General features: G+C 71.2%; 22 protein-coding genes and 1 riboswitch. Of the genes, 17 read left to right on the top strand and 5 right to left on the bottom strand.

Annotated elements, in window-relative coordinates; all coding sequences use genetic code 11:
- Positions 1-139: 139 nt before the first annotated feature.
- The 9 genes from mltG (P3T39_RS35300) to P3T39_RS35260 all read left to right on the top strand — a co-directional run bounded on the left by mltG (P3T39_RS35300) (position 140) and on the right by P3T39_RS35260 (position 9,734).
- On the top strand, positions 140-1,321 hold the full coding sequence (mltG, locus tag P3T39_RS35300; protein ID WP_280703397.1) for an endolytic transglycosylase MltG: 1,182 nt from the start codon (positions 140-142) through the stop codon (positions 1,319-1,321).
- Positions 1,322-1,486: 165 nt separating this feature from the next.
- Positions 1,487-3,283 carry an endolytic transglycosylase MltG gene (mltG, locus tag P3T39_RS35295; RefSeq protein ID WP_280703396.1) on the top strand — a complete coding sequence of 599 codons (1,797 nt, stop codon included), beginning with the start codon at positions 1,487-1,489 and terminating at the stop codon, positions 3,281-3,283.
- A 112-nt stretch (positions 3,284-3,395) separates the two neighbouring features.
- A complete protein-coding gene (locus tag P3T39_RS35290; protein WP_280703399.1) occupies positions 3,396-4,223 on the top strand; it encodes a shikimate dehydrogenase in 828 nt (275 codons plus the stop codon).
- Positions 4,224-4,447: 224 nt separating this feature from the next.
- Positions 4,448-5,632: a chorismate synthase gene (gene aroC / locus P3T39_RS35285; RefSeq protein ID WP_280703395.1), complete on the top strand. Its 1,185-nt coding sequence runs from the start codon at positions 4,448-4,450 to the stop codon at positions 5,630-5,632.
- Positions 5,629-6,141 (top strand): shikimate kinase, encoded by a 513-nt coding sequence (locus P3T39_RS35280; RefSeq protein ID WP_280703394.1) that lies wholly within the window; start codon positions 5,629-5,631, stop codon positions 6,139-6,141. The genes aroC and P3T39_RS35280 overlap by 4 nt, the downstream gene beginning before the upstream one ends.
- On the top strand, positions 6,141-7,247 hold the full coding sequence (gene aroB / locus P3T39_RS35275; RefSeq protein WP_280703393.1) for a 3-dehydroquinate synthase: 1,107 nt from the start codon (positions 6,141-6,143) through the stop codon (positions 7,245-7,247). Before P3T39_RS35280 ends, aroB begins: the two co-directional genes overlap by 1 nt.
- A complete protein-coding gene (aroQ, locus tag P3T39_RS35270; RefSeq protein ID WP_280703391.1) occupies positions 7,244-7,684 on the top strand; it encodes a type II 3-dehydroquinate dehydratase in 441 nt (146 codons plus the stop codon). The genes aroB and aroQ overlap by 4 nt, the downstream gene beginning before the upstream one ends.
- Before the next feature lie 182 nt (positions 7,685-7,866).
- Entirely contained in the window at positions 7,867-8,709 is an 843-nt protein-coding gene (locus P3T39_RS35265) for an AAA family ATPase (protein ID WP_280703390.1), read from the top strand.
- Positions 8,710-8,924: 215 nt separating this feature from the next.
- Complete coding sequence (locus tag P3T39_RS35260) at positions 8,925-9,734, top strand: DNA-formamidopyrimidine glycosylase family protein (RefSeq protein WP_280703389.1); 810 nt, start codon at positions 8,925-8,927, stop codon at positions 9,732-9,734.
- A gap of 45 nt (positions 9,735-9,779) precedes the next feature.
- Here P3T39_RS35260 and P3T39_RS35255 read toward each other — a convergent pair whose 3' ends face one another.
- The gene (locus tag P3T39_RS35255; RefSeq protein ID WP_280703388.1) at positions 9,780-10,214 is read right to left on the bottom strand and encodes a MarR family winged helix-turn-helix transcriptional regulator; all 435 of its coding nucleotides are present in this window, start codon (positions 10,212-10,214) and stop codon (positions 9,780-9,782) included.
- Between the two features lie 103 nt (positions 10,215-10,317).
- Here P3T39_RS35255 and P3T39_RS35250 point away from each other — a divergent pair, with 103 nt between their 5' ends.
- Together P3T39_RS35250 and P3T39_RS35245 are read left to right on the top strand one after the other, a co-directional pair.
- Positions 10,318-11,253 (top strand): zinc-binding dehydrogenase, encoded by a 936-nt coding sequence (locus tag P3T39_RS35250; protein WP_280703387.1) that lies wholly within the window; start codon positions 10,318-10,320, stop codon positions 11,251-11,253.
- Between the two features lie 135 nt (positions 11,254-11,388).
- Positions 11,389-13,062 carry a peptide-N4-asparagine amidase gene (locus P3T39_RS35245; protein ID WP_280703386.1) on the top strand — a complete coding sequence of 558 codons (1,674 nt, stop codon included), beginning with the start codon at positions 11,389-11,391 and terminating at the stop codon, positions 13,060-13,062.
- Between the two features lie 70 nt (positions 13,063-13,132).
- On the opposite strand, the gene P3T39_RS35240 is transcribed toward P3T39_RS35245, so the two are convergent.
- The 4 genes from P3T39_RS35240 to P3T39_RS35225 form a co-directional block, all read right to left on the bottom strand.
- The gene (locus P3T39_RS35240; RefSeq protein WP_280703385.1) at positions 13,133-14,209 is read right to left on the bottom strand and encodes a M14 family metallopeptidase; all 1,077 of its coding nucleotides are present in this window, start codon (positions 14,207-14,209) and stop codon (positions 13,133-13,135) included.
- 16 nt (positions 14,210-14,225) lie between these two features.
- Positions 14,226-14,537, bottom strand: a complete 312-nt coding sequence (locus P3T39_RS35235) for a hypothetical protein (protein WP_280703384.1) — start codon at positions 14,535-14,537, stop codon at positions 14,226-14,228.
- Between the two features lie 43 nt (positions 14,538-14,580).
- Entirely contained in the window at positions 14,581-15,357 is a 777-nt protein-coding gene (locus tag P3T39_RS35230) for a TetR family transcriptional regulator (RefSeq protein WP_280703383.1), read from the bottom strand.
- 327 nt (positions 15,358-15,684) lie between these two features.
- Positions 15,685-16,047: a metalloregulator ArsR/SmtB family transcription factor gene (locus P3T39_RS35225; protein WP_280703382.1), complete on the bottom strand. Its 363-nt coding sequence runs from the start codon at positions 16,045-16,047 to the stop codon at positions 15,685-15,687.
- Between the two features lie 83 nt (positions 16,048-16,130).
- Positions 16,131-16,346: riboswitch (cobalamin riboswitch) on the top strand.
- 30 nt (positions 16,347-16,376) lie between these two features.
- Between P3T39_RS35225 and P3T39_RS35220 the strand changes: the two genes are divergently transcribed.
- The 6 genes from P3T39_RS35220 to P3T39_RS35195 all read left to right on the top strand — a co-directional run bounded on the left by P3T39_RS35220 (position 16,377) and on the right by P3T39_RS35195 (position 22,257).
- Complete coding sequence (locus P3T39_RS35220; RefSeq protein ID WP_280703381.1) at positions 16,377-17,483, top strand: HoxN/HupN/NixA family nickel/cobalt transporter; 1,107 nt, start codon at positions 16,377-16,379, stop codon at positions 17,481-17,483.
- Between the two features lie 451 nt (positions 17,484-17,934).
- The gene (locus P3T39_RS35215) at positions 17,935-19,041 is read left to right on the top strand and encodes an aminopeptidase P family protein (RefSeq protein ID WP_280703398.1); all 1,107 of its coding nucleotides are present in this window, start codon (positions 17,935-17,937) and stop codon (positions 19,039-19,041) included.
- Between the two features lie 78 nt (positions 19,042-19,119).
- Complete coding sequence (gene efp / locus P3T39_RS35210; RefSeq protein WP_045304247.1) at positions 19,120-19,683, top strand: elongation factor P; 564 nt, start codon at positions 19,120-19,122, stop codon at positions 19,681-19,683.
- Between the two features lie 2 nt (positions 19,684-19,685).
- Complete coding sequence (nusB, locus tag P3T39_RS35205) at positions 19,686-20,129, top strand: transcription antitermination factor NusB (RefSeq protein WP_280703379.1); 444 nt, start codon at positions 19,686-19,688, stop codon at positions 20,127-20,129.
- A gap of 127 nt (positions 20,130-20,256) precedes the next feature.
- Entirely contained in the window at positions 20,257-21,093 is an 837-nt protein-coding gene (locus tag P3T39_RS35200) for a thioesterase family protein (protein WP_280703378.1), read from the top strand.
- A gap of 249 nt (positions 21,094-21,342) precedes the next feature.
- Positions 21,343-22,257 carry a hypothetical protein gene (locus P3T39_RS35195; protein ID WP_280703377.1) on the top strand — a complete coding sequence of 305 codons (915 nt, stop codon included), beginning with the start codon at positions 21,343-21,345 and terminating at the stop codon, positions 22,255-22,257.
- The last annotated feature ends 282 nt before the right edge of the window (positions 22,258-22,539 follow it).

The raw sequence follows: 22,539 nt of genomic DNA, 5'->3' as shown, positions 1-22,539 counted from the left end.
GGGGGGGGGGGGGGCCGGGCCCCGGGCGCGGCGGGCGGCGGTTTTCCCCGCCCCGGCGGGGCCGGGGGCCCGGGGGGGGCCCGGGGCGGCCGCGCCCCCCCGGCCCCCCTCGCTGTCGTCTCCCGACGAAGAGGCCGCCGTGACCGATCCGTACACCACCCCCGGTCTGACGCCCGGACACCTCGGTGCCCCCGTCTGCGAGTCGGAGGAGCTGCCACCGGGGCAGCCGTGCGGGGTCGAGCCGCGGGATCCGAGGCGGCTGCGCAACGGCGCGGCCTGCTGCCTGAGCGTGCTGGCGCTGGTGCTGGTGCTGGGAGCCGCGGTCCTCGGCGGGTATCTGCTCTGGCCGAAGGGGCAGCAGCAGGCGGCCGACTACGAGGGCAACGGCACCGGGACGGTCCAGGTGTCGGTGGTGCAGGGGGACAGCCTGACCAGGATCGGTAAGAATCTGGTGAAGGCCGGTGTGGTGGCGAGTACCAGAGCCTTCACAGACGCGGCGGCCAGGAGCCCGGCCGGGACCCGGATCCAGCCCGGCACGTACACGCTGAAGCTGAAGATGTCCGCCGCCGCCGCACTCAATGTGCTGCTCGACCCGGCCAACGCCAACGCGCTTACCATTCCCGAGGGTTGGCGTGCCGCCCAGATCTACGCGGCCGTCGACCAGAAGCTCAACCTGATTGCCGGTACCGCACAGAACACCGCCCGGCAGAAGCTGGCGGAGCTGGGCCTGCCGGACTTTACCGGCGGCAAGGTCGAAGGCTTTCTCTTTCCCTCCACCTACCCCGTCACCGGCGAGACCACGGTGCTGGAACTGCTCAAGCAGATGGTGGTGCAGGCCGGCAGGGTGCACCAGGAGGAGGGCGTCGAGGCGGCGGCCACCGCCAACAGCCAGAGTCCGTACGGGCTGGTCACCATCGCCAGTCTGCTGCAGGGCGAGGCGGACAACCCCGAGGACATGGCCAAGGTCGCCAGGGTCATCTACAACCGTCTGGCGAAGAACATGCCGCTTCAGCTCGACTCGACCATCAACTACGCGCTGGGCCGCTCCACGCTCACCACGACCGGCGTCGACACCAAGCTCGACTCCCCGTTCAACACCTATCTCCACCCCGGCCTGCCGCCGACCCCGATCGCCAATCCGGGGCAGGAGGCGCTGCGCGCGGCGGCCCACCCGGTGGACGGGGACTGGCTCTACTTCGTGACCGTGAAGCCGGGCGACACCCGCTTCACCGACAGCTTGGACCAGCAGCAGAAGAACGTCGCCGAGTTCAACGCCAACCAGGGGAACAGGAGTTCCTCACCGAGTGCGAGTGATCACTGACGCAGAGTCGAGCCGGGCGGGCGTTTGGCTGCGGTACGGTAACGTCTTCCCCCGGGCGTTGCGCTAGCACGCCGGTTCGAGAGCCTGCCGGGACGCCGTTCCGGCCGGTCGGCCGGTCCGGGCGGTTGGCTCCGCTCTGTTCTGTCGGTCGGTGTAAGGGGTTCGATGTCTGATCCGGGCGGGGGCTACCAGCCCCAGGGCGCGCAGCCGTGGCACCCGGGCGACCCCGGGTACGGCGGACAGCAGCAGTCGACGGCAGAGCAGCACCAGCAGCAGGTCGGCGCCTGGCAGCAGGCCCAGCAGATCCAGGGGCAGCAGTTCGTCCAGGCCCAGTACGGTCAGCAGGGCCACCCGCAGCAGCAGGGCTGGCAGCAGGATCCGTACGCTCAGCAGCAGAGCGGTGGCTGGCAGCAGAACGGCCAGCAGTTCGGCGAGCAGCAGTTCAACGAGCAGCAGGTCAATGGCCAGCAGTACCAGGGCCAGCAGTTCAACGGGCAGCAGCAGGTGCCGCAGCAGGGCCGGTTCCCGCAGGGCGGCGGCCAGTTCGACCAGTACGGGTACCAGCAGCAGGTGCCGCAGCCGGCCCAACAGCAGCCGATCCCACCGCAGTTCGCCCAGCAGGCGGCCCGGCAGGCGCCGCAGCCGCAGGCCCCGCGGGTGCCGCAGCCGGCGGGCCCCGGCCCGGACGGGATCGACTGGGAGGCCGAGGCGGCCGCGCTGGACGCCCCGGCCCCTGCACCGGCCGCCGAACCGGCGGTCGAGGAGTGGGAGCCCGCCGCCGACGAGTTCACCGAGGACGAGCACGCCGCCGAGCCGGAGATCCAGTCCTTCTTCGGTACGGAGGAGGAGCCGGCCGGCCGCGAGTCCGAGCGCAAGCGCAAGGAGAAGGGCAAGCAGGAGGGCCGCCGCAACAAGGGCGCCTGCCTGATCGTCGCCCTCGTCCTGCTCGGCGTCACGGTCGGCGGCGGCTGGTGGGGCTACGGCTTCTACCAGGCCCACTTCGGCCCGCCGGCGGACTACTCGGGCGAGGGCACCGGTGACGTCCAGGTCGAGATCAAGTCCGGTACCGGTGTGCAGATGGCACAGGTGCTGAAGGACGCCGACGTGGTCAAGAGCACGGGCGCGTTCGTCAACGCCTACCAGAAGAACCCCAAGTCGCCCTCGATCCAGCCCGGTTTCTTCAACCTGCACCACCAGATGTCCGGCGAGGCGGCGGTGGCGGCCCTGATCGCGGGCGGTGGCGGCAATGCGCTGACCATCCCCGAGGGCAAGAAGTCCACCGACATCTATGCGCTGATCGACTCCAAGCTGAAGCTCCAGAAGGGCGCCACGGAGGCCGCCGCCAAGGAGAAGATCAACGAGCTGGGTCTGCCCGACTACGCCCAGGGCAATATCGAGGGCTTCCTCTACCCGACCAAGTACTCGGTCAGCGAGGGCATGAAGCCCGAGGAGATGCTCAAGCAGATGGTCTCCACGGCCAACGACCACTACAAGCAGCTCGGTATGGACGCCGGAGCCGCACAGGCCGGGGTCAAGAACGGCTACGAGGTGCTCATCGAGGCCAGCATCGTGCAGGCCGAGGGGAACAACCGGGCGGACTTCGGCAAGATGGCGCGGGTCATCTCCAACCGCCTGAAGAACCACGTCAACCTGGGCATGGACACCACGCTCCAGTACCAGCTCGGCCGGACCAAGCTGGTCGACAAGGAGATCAACGACAAGTCGTTGAAGTACAACACGTACGTCAACGCCGGTCTGCCGCCGGGGCCGATCGGCAACCCGGGCGACGACGCCATCAAGGCGGCGCTGAACCCGACCCCGGGCGACTGGGCGTACTGGATCGCGATGTCCTCGACGGAGACCCGCTTCGCGGCCACCTTCGACGAGCACAAGAAGAACGTCCAGGAGTACTGCACGGCCCACGGGCAGGGTTTCGACTCGGTCCGCGGCATGTGCAAGTAGCCCGGCATCCTCCCTCCGGAGTCCCGACGACGGTCGTCGCGCCCGTGCCCCAGAGCGGTATCGTGGGCGCGCCTTGATCGCAAGGGACTCCGTAGGAGAGGTGACCACGCTCGTGACGACGCACCACCGGGCCGCCGTACTCGGCTCGCCGATTGCGCACTCGCTGTCGCCGGTACTGCACCGGGCCGGGTATGCCGCGCTGGGCCTGGACGAGTGGCGCTACGACCGGTTCGAGGTGGACGAGGCCCAGCTGGCCGCCTTCGTCGCCGGGTTGGGGCCCGAGTGGGCCGGACTGTCGCTGACGATGCCGTTGAAGCGGGCGATCATTCCGCTGCTGGACGAGGTGAGCGGGACGGCGCTGTCCGTGGACGCGGTGAACACCGTGGTGTTCCACGCCGACGGGCGGCGCAGCGGTGACAACACCGATGTGCCGGGCCTGGTGAACGCGCTGCGCGAACGCGGGATCGAGCGGGTGGAGACGGCCTCGGTCCTCGGGGCGGGGGCCACGGCCTCCTCCGCACTGGCCGCGCTGGCGCAGATCTGCACCGGCGAGGTGACAACGTATGTACGAAGTGCCGAACGGGCTGCGGAGATGCGAGCGCTGGGTGAGCGGCTCCAGCTGACCGTTCGGACGGCCGACTGGGAGCGGGGAGCGGAGGCGTTGGCGGCGCCGCTGACCATCTCCACGACCCCTGCCGGGGCGGCCGATTCCTTCGCCTGGGCGCTGCCCGAGCGGCCCGGTGCGCTGTTCGACGTGCTCTACCACCCGTGGCCGACGAAGCTGGTCGCGGCCTGTGCGGAGCGGGGTTCGACCGTGCTGGGCGGGCTCGATCTGCTGGTTCACCAAGCGGTGCTCCAGTTCGAGCAGTTCACCGGGGTGGCCACGGGACCGCTGGACGCGATGCGCGCGGCGGGCGAGGCGGCCCTCGCCGAGGGCTGAGGTCCGGCCGGGGTTCCGAGTGCCGGCTCCGGCCGTCCGGACGCGTGTCCGCAACCCGGACCGCGTCCACCGTCCGGGGCCGCGGCATGAAAGGATCGGGTCAGGGTGCGGGCCTTGGGCTCCTTCTGTCCGAGGGAGGGCAAGGAGCGCGGGCCCGCCGCACGATCGCCTGGCCGGCACCGCAGCCGAGCGCCGCGGGCCGGGCCGTTGACGAAGGAGCTCCGTTGGGTACGTTGCGCTGGCTGACGGCGGGGGAGTCGCACGGCCCCGCACTCGTCGCGACGCTGGAGGGCCTGCCGGCCGGTGTGCCGGTGACCACCGGGATGGTGGCCGATGCGCTGGCCCGGCGGCGGCTCGGGTACGGCCGCGGCGCCCGGATGAAGTTCGAGCAGGACGAGGTCACCTTCCTCGGTGGCGTCCGGCACGGTCTGACCATGGGCAGCCCGGTCGCCGTCATGGTCGGCAACACCGAGTGGCCCAAGTGGGAGCAGGTCATGTCGGCCGACCCGGTCGACCCCGAGATCCTCGCGGGCCTGGCCCGCAACGAGGCGCTCACCCGTCCCCGCCCGGGCCACGCGGACCTGGCGGGCATGCAGAAGTACTCGATCGACGAGGCCCGTCCGATCCTGGAGCGTGCCAGCGCCCGTGAGACGGCCGCCCGTGTCGCCCTCGGCGCCGTCGCCCGCTCCTACCTCAAGGAGACCTGCGGCATCGAGATCGTCTCGCACGTGGTCGAGCTGGCCGCGGCCAAGGCCCCGGCCGGGGTGCTGCCGCTGCCCTCCGACGAGGCCCGCCTGGACGAGGACCCGGTGCGCTGCCTGGACCCGGACGCGAGCAAGGCGATGGTCGCCGAGATCGACCAGGCCCACAAGGACGGCGACACCCTCGGCGGTGTCGTCGAGGTACTGGCGTACGGCGTGCCGGTGGGCCTCGGCTCGCACGTGCACTGGGACCGCCGTCTGGACGCCCGCCTGGCCGCCGCACTGATGGGTATCCAGGCGATCAAGGGTGTCGAGGTCGGCGACGGCTTCGAGCTGGCCCGGATCCCCGGTTCCCAGGCGCACGACGAGATCGTCCCGACCGCCGAGGGCGTCAAGCGCACCTCCGGCCGCTCCGGCGGCACCGAGGGCGGGCTGTCCACCGGTGAGCTGCTGCGCGTGCGCGCCGCGATGAAGCCGATCGCGACCGTCCCGCGCGCCCTGCAGACCCTGGACGTCCGCACCGGCGAGCCGGCGAAGGCGCACCACCAGCGTTCGGACGTCTGCGCCGTCCCGGCGGCCGGGATCGTCGCCGAGGCGATGGTCGCCCTGGTGCTCGCCGACGCGGTGAACGAGAAGTTCGGTGGCGACAACGTCTCCGAGACCCGCCGCAATGTGCAGAACTACCTCGACCACCTGATCATCCGATGACCTCGCCCGTGATCGTTCTGGTCGGCCCGCCGGGCTCCGGCAAGAGCACGGTCGGCCGGCTGCTCGCCGAGCGGCTCGGTGTCGCCTTCCGGGACACCGACGCCGACATCGAGCGGCTGGCGGGCAAGCCGGTCCCGGAGATCTTCGTCGACGAGGGCGAGCCGCACTTCCGCGATCTCGAGGTGCGGGCCGTCCGTGAAGCCGCCGCGACCCACGGCGGTGTGCTGGCGCTCGGCGGCGGAGCAGTGATGGCCGAGGCCACCCGCACGCTGCTGGCCGAGCTGCCGGTGGTCTTCCTGGAGGTCCCCCTGGGCGACGCGGTGAGGCGGGTCGGCCTGGACGCGCCGCGCCCGCTGCTCGCCGTCAACCCGCGCGCCCGCTGGCGCGAGCTGATGGAGGCCCGCCGTCCGCTGTACCTGGAGGTGGCCACCGCCGTCGTGGACACCGAGGGGCGCTCGCCGGAGCAGGTCGCCGATGCCGTACTCGAAGCACTGGAGTTGAAGCACTGATGACTGACACCGTCACCATCCACGTCGGTGGCAGCGCCGGCCATGACCCGTACGACGTGCTGATCGGCCGTCAACTGCTGGGTGAGCTGGGCAAGTTGATCGGACCCCCCGAGATGGGGGCAAAGGGGGCCAGGCGGGTGGCGATCATCCACCCGGAGGCCCTGGAGGCCACCGGCGACGCGATCCGCGAGGACCTGGCCGCCGAGGGCTACGAGGCGATCGCGCTTCAGGTGCCCAACGCCGAGGAGGCCAAGAGCGCCGAGGTCGCCGCGTACTGCTGGTCGGTGCTCGGGCAGACCGGCTTCACCCGCAGCGACGTGATCGTCGGCCTCGGCGGTGGAGCCACCACCGACCTGGCGGGCTTCGTCGCGGCCACCTGGCTGCGCGGGGTGCGCTGGATCTCCATGCCCACCACGCTGCTCGGCATGGTGGACGCGGCGGTCGGCGGCAAGACCGGCATCAACATCGCCGAGGGCAAGAACATGGTCGGCGCCTTCCACCCGCCGGTGGGCGTACTGGCCGACCTGGCGACCCTGGACACCGTCCCCAAGCACGACTACGTCTCCGGGCTGGCCGAGGTGATCAAGGCCGGTTTCATCGCCGACCCGGTCATCCTCGACCTGATCGAGGCCGACCCGCAGGGCGCCACCACCCCGGCGGGCCCGCACACGCTGGAGCTGATCCGGCGCGCCATCCAGGTCAAGGCGGACGTGGTCTCCGGCGACCTCAAGGAGGCCGGCCGCCGGGAGATCCTCAACTACGGCCACACCCTGGGCCACGCCATCGAGCGCAATGAGCGCTACAAGTGGCGGCACGGTGCGGCGATCTCCATCGGTATGGTCTTCGCCGCCGAACTCGGCCGCCTGGCCGGGCGGTTGGACGACGAGACCGCCGACCGCCACCGCGCGGTGCTGGCCTCGGTCGGCCTGCCGCTGACCTACCGGGCGGACGCCTGGCCGAAGCTGCTGGACGCCATGAAGATCGACAAGAAGTCGCGCGGCGACCTGCTGCGCTTCGTCGTCCTGGACGGCCTGGCCAAGACCTCCATCCTGGAGGGCCCGGACCCGTCGCTGCTGGTCGCCGCGTACGCGGAGGTCTCGGGATGACACGGGTGATCGTGCTCAACGGCCCCAACCTGGGCCGCCTGGGCAGCCGGGAGCCGGACGTCTACGGCGCGACCTCGTACTCGGGCCTGGTCGAGCGCTGCACGGCGCTCGGCAAGGAGTTCGGCTTCGAGGTCGAGGTGCGGGAGACCAACTCCGAGCAGGTGATGGTCGAGTGGCTGCACCAGGCCGCGGACGAGAGCACCCCCGTGGTGATCAACCCGGGCGCGTTCACCCACTACTCGTACGCGATGCGTGACGCCGCCGCGCAGCGGACCGCGCCGCTGATCGAGGTGCACATCTCCAACCCGTACGCGCGCGAGGAGTTCCGGCACACCTCGGTGATCGCCGCGGTCGCCTCCGGCACCATCGCCGGCTTCGGCCTCGGCTCGTACGAGCTGGCGCTGCGCGCCATCGCCGAGCAGCTCACCACGCGCTGAGGCCGTCGGGAGGGGCGGACCGGCAGGCGGTTTCCGGCCGCCGGGACCGCCCCTCCCTGGGCACCGTCGCTGGCTCCGGCCATGGCTCGTACCAGCCGGCGTTGCGCGCTGACGCCCACTCACCAGGCCCGGCGGCGGACTGTGCCCGTCACCGGGCCGACGTGTAGTGTCCCCGTCGGGAGGTGTCAGTGACGCAGTACGCAGGGGAAGGACAGGTGCCGCCGCGACCGCCGGCGCCGCCGAACGTCCACCCCGCCCAGCCGACGGGTGCGCATCCGGCGCAACCGACCACGGGCCTTCATCCAGCGCAGCCGACGGGTGCGCATCCGCCGTACCCGGCGCAGACCGCCGTGCACCCGCACCTGACGGCGCCGATGGCGGCGGTGCCGCCCGGCGGGGCGACCGGCCACTTCATGCTGCCGATGGGCGCCCCGGTCCAACTGCCGTCGTACCCGCCGCAGCATGCCGTCACCGGACCGATCGCGGTGCTGCTGATCGGCCCGGCCGGTGCAGGCAAGACCACGGTGGCCAGGCAGTGGGCCGAGCATCGCCCGACCCCGACCGCGCACATCAGCCTGGACGACGTCCGCGAGTGGGTGCAGTCAGGCTTCGCCAACCCGCAGTCCGGCTGGAACAACGCCTCCGAGGCCCAGTACCGGCTGGCCCGCCGCACCTGCGGCTTCGCCTGCCGCAACTACCTGGCCAACGGCATCTCCTGCATCATCGACGACGCCGTCTTCCCCGACCGCCCGGCGATCGGACTCGGCGGCTGGCGGCGGCACATCGGACCCGGCATGATCCCGGTCGTCCTGCTGCCCGGTCTCGACTCCGTCCTCGCCCGCAACGCCAGACGCAGCGGCAACCGGCGGCTCAGCGACGAGGAGGTGGCCCGGATCCACGGCCGGATGGCCGGCTGGTACAACTCCGGTCTGCCGATCATCGACAACTCGCAGCTGGACATCACCGCGACGGCGGCCGCACTGGACCAGGTGATCGTCTCCCGCCTGGCCGGCCGCCCGGCCTGACCGCCCACCGACGTCCCACAACGAGCCCCGCGCCCCTGGACAGTGCATGGTCGATCGGGTGCCTTGCGCCTACGGGGGTGCTTGGCTTCTCGCGCACGCGGTTCATCCAGCAGAGCCTCGCGCCCCTGGAGAGCGCAACGTTGCGCGCCCGGGCTGTCGGTGCAGCCTGCGATGATTGGCTGGTCGCAACGGATCGAGCGGGGGAGCTGACGCCCGTGCCTGAAGGCCATATCATCCACCGTCTCGCCACCGAGAACGCCGAGACCTTCGGCCACCGCCCGGCCAGGGTCTCCAGCCCCCAGGGCCGCTTCGCCGACGGTGCCAGGCTGATCGACGGCCAGGTCCTGGCCGAGGCGGAGGCCCACGGCAAGCACCTGTTCCTCGGTTTCGAGGCGGGCGCCTGGCTCCACATCCATCTCGGCCTGTACGGCGGCTTCACCTTCGGGACCGGTCCGGCGCCCGACCCCGTCGGCCTGATCCGGCTGCGGCTGGAGAACGACGACGCGTACGCCGACCTTCGCGGCCCCAACACCTGCGAGCTGATCACCCCCGCGGAGAAGGAGGCCGTGCACCGCCGCCTCGGCCCCGACCCGCTGCGCCTGGAAGCCGATCCGGAAGCCGCCTGGCGGCGGATCTCCCGCAGCGGCACGACGATAGCCGCCCTGCTGATGGACCAGAAAGTGCTGGCAGGTGTGGGCAATGTCTACCGCGCCGAGGTGCTGTTCCGGCTGGGCATCGCCCCGCACCGGCCCGGGCGCGAGCTCTCCCGTGCCGAGTGGGACGCGATCTGGGCCGATCTGGTCGCGCTGATGCACGAGGGCGTCGGCGCGGGCCGGATCGACACCGTACGACCGGAGCACACCCCGGAGGCGATGGGCCGCCCGCCCAGGGTGGACGACCACGGCGGCGAGGTCTACGTCTACCGCAGGGCCGCGATGCCCTGCCTGGTCTGCGGCACCGAGGTGCGTACGGAGTCGCACGCCGCACGCAACCTCTTCTGGTGTCCGAGCTGCCAGCAGCGCTAGCTGTACTGACCGCGTGGTCCGCGCCGCACCCCGTGGGGAGCCGGGCTAGCGCTCGGCGATGATCCGGCCGAGCAGGTCGTTGAGTTGCCTGCGTTCGGCGGGGGTGAGCGGGGCGACGAGTTCGGCGTTGGCCTCGGCGCCGAGGGCTTCGGTGTGGTGGAGCAGCTCGCGCCCGGCGGGGGAGAGGGTGATCAGGTTCCGCCGGGCGTCCTTGGGGTCGCGGGTGCGGCTGACGAGTTCGCGGGCCTGGAGGTCGTTGAGGACGGCGACCATGTCCTTGGGGTCGATCTTCACCGTACGGGCCAGTTCGGCCTGTGCGACCGGCTCGTACTCGGCGACCGCGCACAGCACGGCGTGGTGCGGCAGTCGCAGCTCGGCCCGGGCGAGCTGGTCGGCGACCAGTCGGTGGCCGAGGGCGGCGGCGCGGCCGAGCATCCAGCTCGGCAGGGTCTGGAGGCGGCTGAGCGCAGGGTCGGTCATGGCCGGAATCCTATCGCCGAAACGTTGGACATCCCAATGGATTGGCCCCTATTGTTGGGACCGCCAACGAAACGTTGGTGCTCCCAACGAAAGAGGTGTACCCATGCGCAAGGTCAGGATGCACGGCTACGACGGCCCCTCGGCGCTCCGGCTGGACGAGGTCGCCGAGCCGGTCGCGGGCCCCGGTGAGCTGCTGCTCCGCGCCGAGGTCGTCGGTCTCACCCTCCCCGTTCTCAAGCTGCTGCGCGGCTTCGGCGAAGTCCCGCTGCCGCACACTCCCGGCGGCGACCTGGTCGGCCGGGTCGCCGCCGTCGGCCCCGGGGTGACGGGATTGCGGGTCGGCGACCGGGTCGGCGGGGTGGCCTTCAAGGATGTGTACGCCGAGCTGGTGCCCGTCTCTGCGGCCCTGGTGACGCCGGTGTCCGAGCAGATCCCGGCCGCTGATGCGCTGGCGGTGGTGCGCAGCGGCCTGGTCGCGCTGTCCGCGCTGCGGGCGGGCGGTCTTGCGTCCGGCGAGTCGGTGCTGATCACGGCCGCTGCGGGCGGTGTCGGCCATCTCGCCGTCCAGCTGGCGCGTGAGCTCGGTGCGGGTCGGGTGGTGGCGGCGGTCGGCTCGGCGGAGAAGGCGGACTTCGTCCGGGGGCTCGGCGCCGACGAGGTGGTCTGTTACGAGGATGCCGACTGGGGCGCGCCCGTCGATCTGGTGGTGGACAGCGTTGGCTCGGACGTGCTGCGCCGGACGGCCGGGGCTCTGGTGCCCTTCGGTCGGCTGGTCGTCAACAGCGGCGCGGGCGGGACGCTGGATGCGGGTGTGCTGCTGCGCGGGATGCACACCGTGATCGGCCTGGCGATGTCCCATCTGTCGCGGTTGAGGCCGGAGTTGATCGAGAGCCACCGGGCCGAGCTCTGGCAGCTGCTGGCCGAGGGGCGGCTGCGACCGGTCTCCACGGCGTTCCCGCTGGAGCGGGCCGCCGAAGGGGTGGAGCTGCTGGCGGCGCGGGCCAACCTCGGCAAGGTGCTGCTGGATCCCACGCCTTGAGGGGTCTTGACAGGTCCAGCTCACCACGTGAAGGATGCCGCTGGCCCGTCCCGTCGGTGACCGGCCGTCAGGCAGCCGTGGAAATCGAGGTCGAGCACAGTGTCAGCGTCGAACACAGTGTCACCGTCGAAGGCAGTGTCAGCGCACCCCGTACTCCGCCGAGCGGCCCGGCTGCTGCTCGCCGCCCTGCTCGCCCTGGTCGCCGGCCTGACGGCCGGCGCTCCGGCGCATGCCGACTTCGGCACGGACTACCACGACCCGTTCACCGTCACCCAGCCGCTGAAGCGGCCCACCACCCCGTCCTGCGCGGTCGAGGTGATGCACGAGCGGCAGTTCCGCAACGGGTACGGCAATCCGCCGGACACCCCGTACGTCGGGCAGCTCGCCCCGTCCAGCGCCTGCCCGGGACCCTGGTCCAAGGTGGTGCTGGACCTGCACGGACAGGTGGCCGGGCGGCAGTTCGACCGGCTGTTCACCGTCCGGGTCGGCGGCTTCGAGGTGATGATGTCCTCCACCCCGGAGCCCTCCAAGGACGGCATCGAGTGGCGGGTCGAGCACGATCTCACCCGCTACACCTCGCTGCTGAGCACCCCTCAGCCCTTCGAGTTCGACCTGGCGAACGTCACCGACTCCACCTACACCGGGGTCTTCACCATCTCCGCCACCGTCACCTACTACACGGCCGACGTCGCCTGGCCCGCGCCCGGGACGGCCGACCGGCTGCTCACCACGGGTGGGTTCACCCTCAGCCAGGCCACACCCTCGGCCGCCGGGGACCTGGTCTTCCCGGCCAACCTGGAGAGCCTCACCGCCGAGGTGTACGCCCGGGGCGGCGGCGCCTGCGAGGAGTTCGCGTACGCCTCCGCACCGGACGCCTTCGTGGCGAAGAACCCCGGCCTCGGCTACTGCGGCAAGGGCCCGTTCCGCGAACTGCGGCTCGCCGTGGACGGCCGGGTCGTCGGGGCGGTCTGGCCCTACCCGGTGATCTACACCGGCGGCTGGGAGCCGCTGCTCTGGCAGCCGATCCCCGGCATCTTCGCCTTCGACCTGCCCGCGTACCAGGTCGATCTCACCCCGTACGTCGGCCTGCTGCTCGACGGTCGCCCCCACTCCGTCTCGATCACGGTCAACGAGGCCGAGAAGCAGAGCAACGACGCCTGGACCGGCCAGCTCAACCTGCTCGCCACCGTCGATCACGGCAGTGCCCGTACCAGCGGCGCGCTGACGGAGTACCGGGTCGCCCCCGAGGCCGCGGTCGCCACCACCCTCGACGACCAGGGCGGCGGCAGCGGTGCCTGGCAGGTCACCGCCGAGCGCCACGACCTGGCCCGAGGCTGGGTGCAGACCTCGCACGGACGCGTCACCACCGAAGTGCGCGGCGACCTCGGCTTCAGCTCGGCCCAGCAGCTGCGCGACAGCGGCAACGACCTGGTGCTGCACAACAACGCCGACCTGACCCGGACCACGTCCACCTGGGGTGGCGGCCCGCACCGCGTCCGCACTGTCCACGAGGGCGAACCCCTGGACGTCACCTACCGGACCACCTCCGATGCCGGGGGCAACTCCGACCAGCGCACGGCCATGCAACTCGGCTACCACCGCAGCGACACCACCGCCACCGGGGGCCGTATCAGCTCGCGCTCCACCATCGACCACACCCTCGGCCCGAGCGCCCACCGGCACGGCGGCGACACCACCGTCCGCACCGCCGACTCCACGGAGACCTACCGCGCCACCGGCCCCGACGGCCCGTACGCCCGCACCGTCACCACCCACGACGGCTGGCCGGTGAACGGCGACGGATCCTGACGCGGCCCCTGCCGGGAGCCTCGGCCTCGCGGCGTCCGCCGAATCCGGTTCGGTTCAACTCCGCTGCGGTTCAATGGGGTTGCAGGGCCGAGAGGAAGAACTGCACCAGTCCGGCGTCGACGTCCTTGATGATGTGCTCCATCTCCGTCCAGCGAGGCTGGAATTCCTTGCCCCACTCGACGGTGTAGGCGAAGATCTTGCTCTTCCCGGGGTCGGCGATGTGCCGGGAGTAGGCGTAGTCGTCGCTGGTCCCGCTGGTGGGGTACAGGTTGAAGCCCGACTTCGGGGTGTACGTGACGCCGCGTACGCCGTGCAGACCTTGGCAGAACTGCTGGGCGAGCGTGGTGGCGGTGTCGAAGTCGTCCTTCGGGATGTACTCCCGGTAGGCGGTGTCGTCGGCGATTCCGCGCAGCCCGTCGAAGGCGGTGTTGCGGAAGTTCATCGACTGATCGTCGCTCTGGTCGTCGTCGTCGCCCCAGACGTAGAGCATGTCCTGGGAGTAGCTGTGGACGTCGACGAACCACTGGGTACGCGGGTAACTGTCCAGCAGCCACCGGACGTTGCGGGTCTCGGGTTCGGAGAACGCGGACGGGCCGTGGAACACCTGGTAGTCGCAGGGGTCGGCCGAGACCTGGACCCCGGCGGTCGGGGCGAAGGTGGTGGTGAAGTCGAACAGGAAGTCGTAGTTGCGGTTGATGTCGACGCCCGTGCAGGCGGGATTGCCGCCCGAGTAGGCGGGGTTGCGGTTCTTGCGCCACATCGCCTCGACGGTCTGGCTGTAGGCGCGTCCGTCCGGGTTGACGAGCGGGAAGAGCACGAGGTCCATGCCGTCCAGTACGGTGCGCACCTGCGTGGAGGTGAAGGCGGCGGCTCCGTAGCCGAGGCCCGTGCCGGTGCTGTAGGCCTCCAGCAGGTCGGCGGCGAGGTGGACGAGGATCTCGCAGCTGCCCCATTCGCGGGCGTGCACGCCGCCGATCAGTACGGCGCAGTCGCGGGTTCCCGAGGGGTTGCTGCTCATCCGCAGGGCGTGGCAGGACACTCCCTCGACCGAGGGCTCGGGGAGCTCGATCAGTTGGGAGAGCGCCGGGTAGGCGGTCGACAGGCTGACCACTGCGGCGTCGACCTCGGTGACGTTCAGGTACGACATCTCGACCCTCCTGGGGTCAGTCCTTCAGTTTGATGCCCAGCCCGCGCGGGATCCGGTCCCCGGCTGCGAACCGGTTGCCCTGGCCGACCTCGGCCTGCCGGGCGCGTCCGGTGGCGGTGGCGTCCTCGATCACCTGGACCGTCACACCCTCGCGCTCGAGCGTCTCCGCCTCGGCCGGGGAGACGTACGCGTCGATGCTGACGGTGCCGCCGGCGCCGTGCCGGGGGCGTCCGCCGACGTCGGGGTGCGTCTCCCGGAGGAGAGCGCGAAGCGTGTCCGCGTCCGCTGCCGTGACGCGGACGCGGAGGATGGTGTCGCGAGTGGACATAGCGACCTCCTGTAGGCATATGCCCTATATGTACCTTGTATCCTCAGCGTGCTCTTCCGTCGTAGAACGCGTCAAGGGGTGCATCGGGCAGGCTGTTCAACAGGCTGTCGAGGCCGGTGATCAGCTCCTGCTCGGCGTCGTACTCCGCGAACAGCGGGACGAGCGCGCGCATCCGCGGGTACTGGGTGGCGGGCAGTCGGTGCAGGCCGAGGCGGAGCAGGGGATCCGGCTCGTCGGGGTTGTCGATCACCTGGCGCTTGTCGACCAGCAGACAGCCGAGGTTCCAGGCCACGAACGTCCGGTAGACGGTGAGTGCGGTGGCGTCGTCGAAACCGGCGCGGCCGAGCGTGGCCAGGATGTGCTCGGTGAGCTGCAGCATGGGTGCGGCGCGGCGGGCCACCGGAACGCTCAGTGGCCGGGTGGCCACCAGCGGCAGGATCTCGGGATGGGCGTGGGCCACGGAGGCGAAGGCGCGGGCGATCCGTCGCAGTTCTGCGCGCCAGGTCCGGCCGGTCCCGCTCTCCTCCTCCGGGATCCCCTCTTCGGGCGACATCCGCAGCCGGGTGTTGACCTCGGCGAAGAACGCCTCCACCAGTCCGTCCACCAGGGCTTCCTTGCCCGGGGTGTAGCGGTAGATCGCCATCGACTCCACCCCCAGGTCGGCGGCCAGCCGGCGCATGGTCAGCGCCGCCAGCCCTTCCCGGTCGACCAGGGCGACGGCCGCGGCGAGGACGAGGGGCCGGCTCAGCCGTCCTCTCTTCTCCGGCGCACTCCGGCCGCTCTCCTCCGGGGGCCCGTCGAAATCGCCCTGCTCCGCCATGTCCGCCTCCCGTGGGTCTCGGGCCGACCGGCAATAGGGCCCGCGGCGTCGCGCCCTGGGGCACGCGCCCTCCTGCCCGCCATCGGGCAGGAGGGGCCCTTCACCGCGTTGTCGTCGGTCGCCGCAGCTCCGCCCGCTACTCCCTCCTCCGCCTTGCGATGCACGCACCCTGCCTCAGACATCAGCCGCTGACGCGGCGGGCGCCCCTTGACCCGCGCTCCCTGTCGCCGGTCGGTCTGAGCCGCTGGGGATCGCGCCTGAGCCGTGATCCGATATGTAAAAAGGATACAAGGTATATATCGGGCGTAAAGCGACAGTAGTGGCCGGTCAGTCGCGGTACCCGAGCACCCCGTGCGCCAGGACCTCCGCGATGGCGGGGTCGACCAGGCGGTAGCGGATGATCCGGCCGTCGCGTTCGCCGGTGACCAGTCCGGCGGCGCGCAGCAGGCGCAGGGCCTGGGAGACGGCGGGGTCGCGCATGCCGGTGGCGACGGCGAGGTCGGTGACGGCGAGGGGGCCGGTCTCGTGCAGGGCGAGCAGCAGCGAGAGCCGTCCGGGGTCGGCGAGCAGCGCGAAGCGTTCGGCCCAGGCCCGGACGTGCTCGGTGTCGCCGATGGCGGCGATGGCCTCGCAGACCCGGTGCCCGTCGATGGTCCTATGGTCGGCGCGGTCGGCGGGGACGAGATGCATGCCCGCATTCTTGCAGCAGGCCGGCCTGTGATCCCTGACACCTGCACAGGTGTGCAGGCTTGCAGTGGTACGGCGCCGACCCCTACGGTGGTCCCCGCCGTGGTGTTCGGGAAGACCGGTGACAGACCTTCAGAGGTCTCAGACCGGAGCGGCCCTCGCCACTGTGATCGGGAAGTACCGGCACCATCCCCGCCCCTCCGAGGGCGGGCGGCCACTGGATGCAGACGCATCCGGGAAGGCCGGGGGCGGGTGTGTTCGACCCGTCAGCCAGGAGACCGGCCACGGCATCTCACGAAGTGATCCACGAGGTGCTGGAGCGTGATCCGCAGATGACCCTGCCCGAAATCGGTGCTGCCCCGAAGGTGGCCACCGCTGCCCTGTCCGCCTTCCGCTGGAAGCGCGAGGACACCGTACGCACCGTCGGCCTGATGGCCGTGATCCTGGCCATGCACGTGCTGGCCTTCGGCACCCTGATCTTCCTGGTGGTGCCGGAGAAGTACGAGGTGGGCAACCAGATCTACGGGGTCGGCCTCGGGATCACCGCCTACACGCTCGGTATGCGGCACGCCTTCGACGCCGACCACATCGCCGTCATCGACAACACCACCCGCAAGCTGATGGCCGACGGCAAGCGCCCGGTCTCGGTGGGCTTCTGGTTCGCACTCGGCCACTCCTCGATGGTGGTCGTCATGGCCGCCCTGGTGGCCGGTGGAGCGGCGCTCGCCGGAACGCTGATGGACGACCGGTCGACCACCCATCAGGTGCTCGGCGTCATCGGCACCACGGCCTCCGGGACGTTCCTCTACCTGATCGCCGCGCTCAACCTGGCCGCGCTGATGGGCATCCTGAAGGTCTTCCGGTCGATGAGGGCCGGCCAGTACGACGAGCGCGAGCTGGAGGCACACCTCGACTCGCGCGGTCTGATGAACCGCGTCCTCTCGCGTGCCACCCGCTCGATCACCCGTCCCGGCCAGATGTTCCCGGTCGGCATGGTGCTGGGCCTCGGCTTCGACACCGCAACCGAGGTCACCCTGATGGTGATGGCCGGTTCGGGCGCGGCGGCCGGGCTGCCCTGGTACGCGATCGTCTGTCTGCCGCTGCTGTTCGCGGCGGGGATGAGCCTCTTCGACACCCTCGACGGCACCTTCATGAACTTCGCGTACCAGTGGGCGTTCTCCAACCCGGTCCGCAAGGTGTACTACAACCTGACCATCACCGGGCTTTCGATCGCGGTCGCCTTCGTCATCGGCACCATCGAACTGGTCGGCGTACTGCACGAGAAGCTCGGCCTCACCGACCCGGTGACGGGCTGGATCGCCGGGCTGAGCCTGGACAACGTCGGCTTTGTGGTCGTCGGCCTGTTCTTCGTGGTCTGGGTGGCGGCGCTCGGCTACTGGCGCTTCGCCAAGGTCGAGAAGCGCTGGTCGAAGCAGTGATGCGGCGCTTCCTGGGCGCAGCGGACAACTGAGCGCCGACGCCGGACGGCACGGCCGGGCGATCGTCGAACTGTGGGGCGGCAGCGACCCGCATCCGGCGGTCGAGCTCATCGCGGGCGGCGAGGTGCACGGTGACCGCGTCCAGCAGCTCTGCTTCACCGCCGAGGGCCTGGACGCCGACGGCATCGTCCACCTGCTCGACTCCTGCCTGCTCGGCGACTCCGAACCCGCCGCCGGAGAACCCGACTGGAAGGCCCCCCGGACGCCTTCGAGGACCTGCTCGCCCCCGTCGCCTGACAGCCGTCCCACCCCGGAGGGCCGCCAGGTGCGGCCCGCACACGTCAGCGCGGCGCCGGAAACCGCCCGTTCCGCCACCCGATCCGGTCATGCTGTCCGCCCGTCGGGCCCGCTGGACGGGCGGTGGGCGTCCGGGCTTCGTAGGCTCGGGTTCATGTCTGATGCGTACGCGGTCCGGCGGGAGCGGCTGAGGGAGCACTGCAGTGCCTCCGGGGCCGACGCGGCGCTGATCACCCGCCCCGCGAACGTCCGCTACCTCACCGGCTGCCCGCCCTGCGGCGCGACCGTGCTGCTCACCCGTGAGCGCGTCCTGCTCGTGCTGCCCGACGACCTCCCGCTGGACGACGTCGGCGAGCACCCGATCGGGGAGGACATCGCTCAGCTGGCCGTCCCCGGGGAGACCGACACCGCGTTCGCCGCCGCCGAGGCGGCCGGCCGGTTCAGGGTGCGGGATCTGGCGGTGGAGGAGCACGACCTGACCGTCAGCCGTCACCGGGGTGTCGCCGAGCTGATGGCGGGTGTGCAGGTGAAGGACCTGGGCCGGGCCGTCGAGCGGCTGCGGGTGGTCAAGGACGAGCACGAGATCGCCGATCTGCGGATCGCCGCCGAGATCGCCGACCAGGCGCTCGGCGAACTGCTGGAGTCCATCCTGGTCGGCCGCACCGAGCGGCACCTGGCGATGGAGCTGGAACGCCGCATGATCGACCACGGCGCCGACCGGGCCGCCTTCCCGGTCTCCGTCGGCACCGGCACCCACTCCGGGCAGGGGGCGCACCAGCCCACCGACCGCCGGGTGGAGGAGGGCGACTTCCTCACCGTCGTCCTCGGTGCGCGGTACCGCGGGTACGGCGTCTCCACGGCGCGCACCTTCGTGATCGGTGCCGCCCCCGCGCCCTGGCAGGTGGATCTGCACCGGCTGGTCTTCCGGGCCCAGCGGGCCGGACGGGAGGCGCTCGGGCCCGGTGTCCCACAGCATGTGCCCGACCAGGCGGCCCGCGAGATCCTCCAGGCGGCCGGGTACACCGAGCGTTCCCCGCACCCGGTCGGACACGGAATCGGCCTGGAGATCAGGGAGGCGCCGCGCCTCGGTCCGGCCGACATGGGTAAACTGGACAACCGCGTGCCGGTCACCGTCGGCCCAGGGGTGCACATCCCGGGCAAGGGCGGGGTCCGGATCGAGGACACGCTCGTCGTACGCCCCCTCGAAGAGGGCGGGCCCGAGCTGCTCACCATTACAACCAAGGAGCTCCTCGCCCTGTAGGCCACGGCTTTGCCGCGGTGGCCGCGGGACGCTCACCCCCTTGGTTCCTTGACAGCTATATCAGGAGTAAGTGCGCCCGTGGCTTCCACGAACGATCTCAAGAACGGCATGGTCCTCAAGCTGGAGGGCGGCAAGCTCTGGTCCGTCGTCGAGTTCCAGCACGTCAAGCCCGGCAAGGGCCCGGCCTTCGTGCGCACCAAGCTCAAGGAGGTCCTGACCGGCAAGGTTGTCGACAAGACCTTCAACGCCGGCACCAAGGTCGAGACCGCCAACGTCGACAAGCGCGGCATGCAGTTCTCCTACAAGGACGGCGAGCAGTTCGTGTTCATGGACACGGACACCTACGACCAGGTCCACATCGACCCCGCGGTCGTCGGCGACGCTGCCAAGTACCTGCTGGAGGGCTTCGACGCCCTGGTCGCCATGTACGAGGGTTCGCCGCTGTACATCGAGCTCCCGGCCTCCGTCGAGCTGGTCATCTCGCACACCGAGCCGGGCGTCCAGGGCGACCGCTCCACCGGTGGCTCCAAGCCGGCCACCCTGGAGACCGGCGCCGAGATCGCCGTCCCGCTGTTCATCGTGACCGGCGAGAAGATCAAGGTCGACACTCGTGACGGCAGCTACCTCGGTCGGGTCAAGTAACCGTGACAGCTGCACGCAGCAAGGCCCGTACCAGGGCCTTCCAGATCCTCTTCGAGGCCGACCACCGCGGCGTCGACCCGCAGCGGGTACTCGCCGACTGGGTGGCCCGCGCACGCGAGCCGAAGCCGGACGAGGGCACCCCGCAGATCGGTGAGTACACCATGGTGCTCATCGAGGGGTACGTCCAGCACGCCCGCCGGATCGACGAGCTGATCTCGCAGTACGCGGTGGGCTGGACGCTCGACCGGATGCCGATCGTGGACCGCAATGTGCTGCGTCTCGGCGCGTACGAGCTGATCTGGGAGGACGGCGTCCCGGACGCGGTCGTCCTGGACGAGGCCGTCGAGATCGCCAAGGAGTTCTCCACGGACGACTCCCCGGCCTTTGTGAACGGTCTGCTCGCGCGGTTCATGGAGCTCAAGCCCTCCATCCGTCGCGCCGGCTGATCGCCTGATCGTCGCATCGCCAAGGCCCGCTGGATCTTGTGTCCGGCGGGCCTTCGCATGCCCGGGGACGGTGGCGTATGTTGGGCTACCGACCGGTAACGTGGCAGGAGCGAAGGGCGATTCACCCATGACCACCGCGATCCGAAGTGAGTTCGACCGAGGCATCGCCCTGGCCCCGCGCCCGGGCGAGCCGGGCTGCTACGACGGTGAGCTGGACGCCGGTTGGCAGATCGGCGGCGGTATCAACGGCGGCCTGCTGCTGGCGGTGGCCGGACACGCACTGTCGCTGCAGCACGGCGAGGGCGGCGACCACGCAGACCCGATCTCGATCAGCGGTTACTACCTCTCCGCCGCCACGCCGGGAGCGGTCAGTGTCAGGACCGAGCTCGTCCGGCGCGGCCGCAGCCTCTCCACCGGCACCGCCTCGCTCAGCCAGGACGGCCGGGAGCGGCTGAGAGTACTCGCCAGCTACGGCGATCTCGGCGCGGCCGAGGGCGAGGTGCGCACCAGCGCGACCCCGCCGCAGCTCCCGCCGCCCGAGCGGTGCATCAGCGTCGCCGAGGCACCCAAGGCGCTGATCTCCCAGGCCGCGCTGCTTGAGCGCTTCGACCTGCGCCTGGACCCGGCCACCGTCGGCTGGGCCCTCGGGCAGCCCTCCGGGAGCGGGCGCATCCAGGGCTGGTTCAAGCTGGCCGACGGCCGCGACCCCGACCCGCTGCTGCTCCTGCTGGTCGCCGACGCCCTGCCGCCCGTGACCTTCGACCTCGGCATGCCGGGCTGGGCGCCGACCGTCGAACTGACGGTCCACCTGCGGGCCAGGCCCGTCCCCGGCTGGCTGCGAGTGGTGCACTCCACCCGCAACCTGGCCGGCGGCTACTTCGAGGAGGACGCCGAGGTCTGGGACGAGTCGGGCCGCCTGGTCGCCCAGTCCCGCCAGCTGGCGCGCGCCCCGCGTCCGCAGTAGCCCCTCCGGGGGACGGCGGACGTGATTACGCCCTTTCGGGGGGTGGCGCGTGGTGCTCGGCAGGTTGCTGCCGGATCGTTTCTTCCGATCGGCGCAGCTCATCGAGCCCCTCAAGAGCCGACGGCGCGCCCGTATGTCACTGGTGGTTACACGTCTGTGACACGCCGTACGTGTGCGACACGTGGGGGCGGGGAGGAAGAGGACCAAGCGGCGCCCGCCGCCTCCGCCCCCCCGCCCCAGGAGCTCCAGATGTCCCGGAACAGCCACACTCCCCGGACCTTCCGCTGCACCGCCGGAACTCCCGGTCGGGACAGGAGTCAGGCCCAGTCCCGCCGCCGCGGCGAGCAGACTCTCGTCACGGGCATCCTCACCAGCCATGCGGACTTCGAGCGGGCCCGCCCCTGGCACCTCACCGATGCCACCGACTACGACAGTTACCTGCTGGACACCGCAGTCCTGCTGGCCGAGGCGCAGCGCGACTTCGGCGGCGTCCAGGCCCGGATGTTCCATCCCGAGGACTTCGCGGACTTCTGCCTGCTGCACCACCTCGACCCGGCCGATCCCGCCGCACGCGACCGGTATCTGCTCAACCCCTCGCTCCGGACCCAACTGCTGCCCTATCAGGGCGAAGAGCTCTCGGGCGACTTCATCCCCCGCCTGGTCCGCGCCAGGGAGAGCGGACTGACGCTGCGTCATATCGACCTGCTGCTCGACGGAAACCTCTGCGGCGGTCGGCGCAGCGCTGTCGCGGACGCGCGGGAGGCGCTGGACCCGAGGGTGCGGTCGGCCTTCCAGCAGGGCGGCGAGCTGTTCCGGCGGATGCTGGTCGGGGCAGGCTGCGGCGTGTACCAGTTCCGCTGCGCGGTGGAGGCGCCCGGTGGGCGGCTGGCGGCGGACGCCCGGATCCTGCACTGGGAGGACGGCGTCGTCCGGCTCAACGACGAGGATCTCGACCTGGTCTGCGCGGTGTTCTGCACCGGCCTCGCGCTCGAACTGCCGGGCGTGGCGGTGCTGTGCGGTTCGCAGGGCGCGGCGGGCGGCTGCGGTGAGTACCGGCAGGTGGCGTGGGCCTGGCAGAGCACCGGGTTCGACTGGACCCCGTCGAGCCTGAGTCTCGGGGAGATCGCGGCGGAACCCGGCTTCAGCCTCGGCCCGATCCGCTGATACGGCGGGAGGTGCTCGATCAGCCATGCGCTGCCCAGGGGGCGCGGGGAACGGCGCGAACAACCGGAAGGTGCTAGATCAGCCATGCACCGCCTAAGGGGCGTGCGTGGTCGGGCGTGCAGGGGTGCTGCGCCGTGTTTCTGGGAATGCGACGGCGGGGTGGGCCCCCCCCCCGGGGGGGGGGCCCCCCCCCGGGGGTTGGGCGCACCGCACAGGCGTCGGGGCCCCCGGGCGCGGCCCGGCCGCGGCGCCCCGCGCGCGGGGGGGGGCCGCCCCCCCGGA

The organism is Kitasatospora sp. GP82, from assembly GCF_029892105.1.
GTDB lineage: Bacteria > Actinomycetota > Actinomycetes > Streptomycetales > Streptomycetaceae > Kitasatospora.
The sequence above is the reverse complement of the archived record's forward strand: the minus strand, read 5'-3'. Positions and strand labels throughout refer to the sequence as shown.

Bases quoted from the DNA above. Each gene is read 5' to 3' on its own strand.
- mltG (WP_280703396.1), top strand. From the start codon at position 1,487: ATGTCTGATCCGGGCGGGGGCTACCAGCCCCAGGGCGCGCAGCCGTGG.
- P3T39_RS35280 (WP_280703394.1), top strand. From the start codon at position 5,629: ATGACCTCGCCCGTGATCGTTCTGGTCGGCCCGCCGGGCTCCGGCAAG.
- aroB (WP_280703393.1), top strand. From the start codon at position 6,141: ATGACTGACACCGTCACCATCCACGTCGGTGGCAGCGCCGGCCATGAC.
- aroQ (WP_280703391.1), top strand. From the start codon at position 7,244: ATGACACGGGTGATCGTGCTCAACGGCCCCAACCTGGGCCGCCTGGGC.
- P3T39_RS35255 (WP_280703388.1), bottom strand. From the start codon at position 10,214: ATGACCGACCCTGCGCTCAGCCGCCTCCAGACCCTGCCGAGCTGGATG.
- P3T39_RS35250 (WP_280703387.1), top strand. From the start codon at position 10,318: ATGCGCAAGGTCAGGATGCACGGCTACGACGGCCCCTCGGCGCTCCGG.
- P3T39_RS35240 (WP_280703385.1), bottom strand. From the start codon at position 14,209: ATGTCGTACCTGAACGTCACCGAGGTCGACGCCGCAGTGGTCAGCCTG.
- P3T39_RS35235 (WP_280703384.1), bottom strand. From the start codon at position 14,537: ATGTCCACTCGCGACACCATCCTCCGCGTCCGCGTCACGGCAGCGGAC.
- P3T39_RS35230 (WP_280703383.1), bottom strand. From the start codon at position 15,357: ATGGCGGAGCAGGGCGATTTCGACGGGCCCCCGGAGGAGAGCGGCCGG.
- P3T39_RS35225 (WP_280703382.1), bottom strand. From the start codon at position 16,047: ATGCATCTCGTCCCCGCCGACCGCGCCGACCATAGGACCATCGACGGG.
- P3T39_RS35220 (WP_280703381.1), top strand. From the start codon at position 16,377: ATGACCCTGCCCGAAATCGGTGCTGCCCCGAAGGTGGCCACCGCTGCC.
- P3T39_RS35215 (WP_280703398.1), top strand. From the start codon at position 17,935: ATGTCTGATGCGTACGCGGTCCGGCGGGAGCGGCTGAGGGAGCACTGC.
- P3T39_RS35200 (WP_280703378.1), top strand. From the start codon at position 20,257: ATGACCACCGCGATCCGAAGTGAGTTCGACCGAGGCATCGCCCTGGCC.
- P3T39_RS35195 (WP_280703377.1), top strand. From the start codon at position 21,343: ATGTCCCGGAACAGCCACACTCCCCGGACCTTCCGCTGCACCGCCGGA.